The organism is Rhizobium sp. 01T444 (genome assembly GCF_056398305.1).
Window position 1 is genome coordinate 1 of the sequence record NZ_JBFTPD010000452.1, and the last position, 501, is coordinate 501.

The window sequence follows — 501 nt, forward strand, 5'->3', positions numbered from 1 at the left end:
GCTCACTCCCACTCGATCGTCGCCGGCGGCTTGCTGCTCACGTCGTAGGTCACGCGGTTGATCCCGCGCACCTCGTTGATGATCCGCCCCGACACCTTCTTGAGCAGCGCATAGGGCAACTCGGCCCAGTCCGCCGTCATGAAGTCGCTGGTCTGCACCGCGCGCAGCGCCACGACGTAGTCGTAGGTGCGGCCGTCGCCCATCACGCCCACGCTCTTGACCGGCAGGAAGACGGCGAAGGCCTGGCTGGTGAGTTCGTACCAGTTCTTGCCGGTCGCGTCGTCCTTGAAGTTGCGCAGCTCCTCGATGAAGATCGCATCGGCGCGGCGCAGCAGGTCGGCGTATTCCTTCTTCACTTCGCCCAGGATGCGCACCCCCAGGCCCGGGCCCGGGAAGGGATGGCGGTACACCATCTCGGGCGGCAGGCCGAGCGCCACGCCGAGTTCGCGGACTTCGTCCTTGAACAGGTCGCGCAAGGGTTCGAGCAACTTCAGGCCCAGC

Annotated in this window: 1 protein-coding gene; it reads right to left on the reverse strand. The window is 66.3% G+C overall.

The annotated features are described in order from the left end of the window. Positions 1-2 precede the first annotated feature (2 nt). On the reverse strand, positions 3-501 hold a 499-nt coding region (locus tag AC1DTN_RS39430; protein WP_477925711.1), incomplete at its 5' end, for a GMP synthase (glutamine-hydrolyzing).